We start from the raw sequence: 4,720 nt of genomic DNA, 5'->3' as shown, positions 1-4,720 counted from the left end.
GTTTGTGCAGGCCGTCACGGCGCAGGTTCGCTACCCGCGCATGGGCGCGGGTGACCTGCCGGCGGGCGCGTTCCCACCGGTTTGAGGGCCGCCGACCGGTGCGCCGGTCCGGGCCGACGCGGCGGGACATCCGCCGGGACAGGCGCCGCATCCGCTGGGCCGCCTCGTCCAGATGCCGCGGGTTGGGCACCATCTCGCCGGTGGACAGCACCGCCAGGTGGGTGATCCCCACGTCGACACCGACCACCGCCCGCGGGTGCGTCGGGGTGCGCTCGACCCGTTCGATTTCGACGCAGAACGCGACCTGCCACCGCCCGCCGTCACGGCGCACCGTCGCGGACAGGATCCGGGCCGTGCCCGCCTCCAGGCGGCGGGCGAGCTTGCGGGTCGACTCGTGCGTCTTCAACCGGCCCAGCCGGGGCAGCACGACATGCTTACGGTCCGGCTCCACCCGGATCGCGCCGGTGGTGAACCGGATACTCGGCGTGCTGCGGCGGCGGGACTTGAATCGCGGGAACCCGACTCGCCGCCCCTTCCGCTTGCCCGCACGCGAGTCAGACCAGTTCTTCAAGCCGCGGGCCAGGTTGTCCAGGCCGGTGTTGTACGCCTCCTTGGAGCACTCAGCCCACCACGGCGCCACCTCACCCTTGGCCGCGTTCCACGCCTTACGCAACGCGGCGAGATTCCACCCGAGGGCCGGAATCAGCAGCTCCTCAGGCGTGCCGTAGGAACGTTCCGCGGCCCGCTGGCCCATGACCGCCTTCACCCTGGCCAGACCCCAGTTGTACGCCACCCTCGCCGCACCAGCATGCGCCAGCACCGACCGCTCCTGAGCCGAGGTGAGATCGAGCGCAAAACGAAACGCCTGCACACTACGCACACCCAGCCCCACTCACCCCCTCCGCGATCAGTGTCGGCGACGGGTACGACACACCCGCAGCCCCACGCCCAAACACCCCACCAGAACACGTCTCTGCCGCCTGAAGAACACTCCCTTGGCAGCAGTTGACACCCCCCGCCCCGCCCCGTCCCCTCCCCGCGATCATGCAGTTGTGGTGGTGGAGAAAAGCCGCAGAGGCCGCTTCCCGGGCGCCACAACTCAATGATCGACGCGCCGGGGCGGCGGGGGCGGGGGCGGCAGGGTGGCGGGGGGTCAGGGGGTGGTGGGGAGGCGGAGGGTGGCGAGGACGGCGCGGTGGTCGCTGCCGGCGAGGGGGTGCACCTCGACGGCGCGGACGGCGATGCGGCGGTCAGCCAGCACGTGGTCGATGGTGACCGGCGGAATGCGGTCGCCGTCGTACGGACCCCAGGTGCCGGCGAGCCCCGCGCCGGCCGCGTCCGCCGCGTCGACGTAACCGGTGGCGATCAGGTCGCGCAGCGGCGCGTGGTCGAGGGTGGCGTTGAAGTCGCCGGCCAGCACGCTGAGCTGCCCGTGCGGGGTGGCGGGCGGCTGCGCCCGCAGGTCGGTCCACCAGTCCGGGACGACCGCGACGGCGTACGGGGAGGCCGGATGCGCCGATTCGACCCGCAGGGGTGGCCCGCCCGGCACGGCGAGGGTCCCGTACGCCTGCAGGAAGGCGAAGCCCTGATTGCGCCGGACCCCGACCGCGCTGAGCGGGAAGCGCGCGTAGAGCGCCGAGCCGGTCGCGCCGGGCTCCGGATGCGACTCGCGGTAGGGCAGCAGCGTGGCCAGCCCCAGCCGGTCCAGCTCGGCGGCGATGCCGGGAGTGAACTCCTGCAGGGCCAGCACGTCGACCCGCCGGGTGCGGACCAGGTCGACCAGTGCGGCCGGGTCGGCGCCGCCCAGCAGCAGGTTGGCGGTGAGCAGGCGCAGGGTGGGGCCGCCGGCGGAGGGCTGGCCGGCCCGGACCGCGCGGGGCGCCACCGCGCCGAGCAGGGCCAGTGCGGTGACCGCCGCGACGACTGCCGGCGCTCGGCGGCGCAGGGCGAGCGCCAGCGCCAGCGGTGCCAGGGAGCCCGCGGCGACGTACGGCGTGAAGGCGACCGCCTGCACCAGCGGCCCCCGTTCCAGCCCGGCCAGCCGGAGCACGGCCCAGGCCGCCACCGGCAGCACGGCGAGCCAGCAGGCCACCGTCGCGACCCGGCCCGCCGTCCGTCCCTTCTGCGGCACCCCCGTCACGGCCGCCACCGTACCGGTCGGAAGCCCGGCGCGATGCCCCACGAGGCAATTTCGTGAATGGCCGGCAATTCATCTTTCACGCTCAAGAAAAGTGTGTGGCGATTCCGAAAAGCAAATCACCACGGTTGACCGGCGGCATTTTCCGATGCTACGTTCCAGGTGGTTGAGACGTCGCAACTCTGCGTAGTATCCCCAGCTCAAGCCGGGTGTGAAATGTATTGCCGGTCGCGATTCCCGATGTTCTGCGGTAATCCTTACCCGGCTTTCTGCGGTTAGCCAGCCGGCCCGCCGAACGCGGGTCGCCGTATCACCACGGTCACAAAAGGGAGACCTCATGGCCACATTCTTCAGACGCAAGGCGGCGGTGGTGGCGCTCGGCGTCCTGACCCTCACCCTGGCCGGCGGGGGTATCGCCGCGGCCGCCCAGCCGGCGAGGCAGGCGCCGGCCACGTCCGCCCAGCCCGGGGTGCGCCAGCCCGGATCCACCAGCCAACCGGCGGTGACCACCGCCGACGCGCGCCGGGCGAGGGCGGCGCTGAACGCCACGCTGGCCCCGCCGCCGGCCGGCACCGTGGCGTGGGCCGTGGTCAGCGCCAACGGCGCCCTGCTCCAACACTCTCCGAACGTGGTCTCGGCCCAGCGGTTCACCTGCTGCGGCCCGGGGCAGTACCAGGTCGTGCTCGACTACGACGTCCACCTGAAGGCGTACCTGGCGAGCATCGGCACCAACGACCCGGCGAATGTCCCGCCGAGCGGCGAGGTGTCGGTCGCGCCGCGGTACCTGACCCCGAACGGGGTCTTCGTGCAGACCCGCAGCTCGTCCGGCGCCGCCGCGGACAAGCCGTTCCACCTGGTCATCCACAACTGATCGCCCCCGCCGTGCTGGCCCCCGCCGAGGCGGGGGCCAGTGCCGTCCGGGTCGGCCTGTGCCCCGGTGTGCCGAGCGTGCCGTTGCGCCCCGCCCGGGGGACTCGTCCCGCTCCCGCCCGGGATGGGCCGCGAAGGGGCTGATAATCCGACGTTTGTCCGACCACCGGCACGGGAAGCAAGCACCGTGACGGACATCTCGGACACCCTGACCAGCGTGCCCAGCCCGGTCGAGGCCGACGCGAGCGGCGTCGAGCTGGAACAGACCCTCTTCGAGGTCAAACGCGTGATCGTCGGGCAGGATCGGCTCGTCGAACGCCTGCTCATCGCCCTGGTCGCCGACGGGCACTGCCTCCTGGAGGGCGTGCCGGGGGTGGCGAAGACCCTCGCCGCGCAGACCCTCGCCACCGTCGTCGGCGGCACGTTCTCCCGGATCCAGTTCACCCCCGACCTGGTCCCCTCGGACATCGTCGGCACCCGGATCTACCGCGCCTCCAGCGAGAGCTTCGACGTCGAGCTCGGGCCGATCATGGCGAACCTGGTGCTCGCCGACGAGATCAACCGGGCCCCGGCGAAGGTGCAGTCGGCGCTGCTGGAGGCGATGGCCGAGCGGCAGGTCTCCATCGGCGGCCGGAGCTGGCCGGTGCCCGAACCGTTCCTGGTGCTCGCCACCCAGAACCCGATCGAGTCGGAGGGCGTCTACCAACTGCCCGAGGCGCAGCGCGACCGGTTCCTCATGAAGATCGTGGTCGACTACCCGAGCGACGCCGACGAACTGGCCATCCTCTACCGGATGAGCGCCGACCGGCCGACGCCCCGGCAGGTGCTCGATCCGGTGCGGCTGCGGGAACTGCAACGCCGTGCCGGTCAGATCTTCGTCCACCACGCCCTCGCCGAGTACGTGGTCCGGCTCATCCTCGCCACCCGCGATCCCGGCCGCTTCGGGCTGCCGGAGATGGCGCCGCTGCTCGCGTACGGGGCGAGCCCCCGGGCCACCCTCGGCCTGGTCGCCGCCGCGCGCGCCCAGGCGCTGCTCCGGGGCCGGGACTACGTGCTGCCGGAGGACGTCCGGGACCTGGCCGTCGACGTGCTCGCCCACCGGCTGGTGCTCTCCTTCGACGCGGTCGCCGACGGTGTCTCCGCCGAGGCGGTGGTCCACCGGCTGATCGAGGCGGTGCCGCCACCGCGGGTCGCCCACGGCCATCCGGAGGCGGCAGCCGACCTGGCGGCGGCATGAGGCGCCGGGCGGCCCCCGCCCTGCCCGAGCCGACCCTGGCGGACCTCACCCCCGACCAGCGGCTACGCCGGCTGGAGCTGACCGTCACCCGGCGGCTGGACGGGCTGCTGCACGGAGAGCACCGGGGGCTGCTGCCGGGCCCGGGCAGCGAAGCGGCCGGCAGCCGGGAGTACCGCCCCGGCGAGGACGAGGTGCGCCGGATGGACTGGGCGGTCACCGCGCGGACCACCGTCCCGCACGTCCGGGAGGTCGACGCCGATCGGGAGCTGACCACCTGGCTGCTGGTCGACGCCAGCGCCAGCATGGAGTACGGCACGGCCACGCTGGACAAACGCGAGCTGGCGGTGGCCGCGGTGGCCGCGGTCGGGTTCCTCACCGCGGCACCATCTCGTCCGAGGTGCCGGCCACCTTGACGTTGACCTGGCAGCCGGTCTGCTTCTCGAAGTCGGTGACCCAGTCCACCTTGGGATCGGTGG

The 4,720-nt window shown here is 72.9% G+C and carries 4 protein-coding genes and 1 pseudogene; 3 read left to right on the top strand and 2 right to left on the bottom strand.

Translation table 11 applies throughout. The annotated features are described in order from the left end of the window. Together tnpB and ACWEVO_RS30460 are read right to left on the bottom strand one after the other, a co-directional pair. A partial coding sequence (gene tnpB / locus ACWEVO_RS30465; protein WP_452310913.1) for an IS607 family element RNA-guided endonuclease TnpB occupies positions 1 to 820 on the bottom strand: 820 nt, incomplete at its 3' end. A 333-nt stretch (positions 821 to 1,153) separates the two neighbouring features. After that, complete coding sequence (locus ACWEVO_RS30460; protein ID WP_452310914.1) at positions 1,154 to 2,092, bottom strand: endonuclease/exonuclease/phosphatase family protein; 939 nt, start codon at positions 2,090 to 2,092, stop codon at positions 1,154 to 1,156. A 382-nt stretch (positions 2,093 to 2,474) separates the two neighbouring features. Here ACWEVO_RS30460 and ACWEVO_RS30455 point away from each other — a divergent pair, with 382 nt between their 5' ends. From ACWEVO_RS30455 to ACWEVO_RS30445, 3 genes and pseudogenes are all read left to right on the top strand, one after another. Next, the gene (locus ACWEVO_RS30455) at positions 2,475 to 3,008 is read left to right on the top strand and encodes a hypothetical protein (protein WP_452310912.1); all 534 of its coding nucleotides are present in this window, start codon (positions 2,475 to 2,477) and stop codon (positions 3,006 to 3,008) included. Between the two features lie 186 nt (positions 3,009 to 3,194). Then, positions 3,195 to 4,244 carry an AAA family ATPase gene (locus ACWEVO_RS30450; protein ID WP_452310911.1) on the top strand — a complete coding sequence of 350 codons (1,050 nt, stop codon included), beginning with the start codon at positions 3,195 to 3,197 and terminating at the stop codon, positions 4,242 to 4,244. Next, positions 4,241 to 4,624, top strand: a pseudogene (locus ACWEVO_RS30445) (DUF58 domain-containing protein); the annotation flags it as partial. The gene ACWEVO_RS30450 and the pseudogene ACWEVO_RS30445, both read left to right, overlap by 4 nt. Positions 4,625 to 4,720: the final 96 nt, after the last annotated feature.

The organism is Micromonospora sp. NPDC003776 (genome assembly GCF_053605645.1).
Note: the sequence above shows the minus strand (reverse complement) of the source record. Positions and strands in the feature narration are given on the sequence as shown.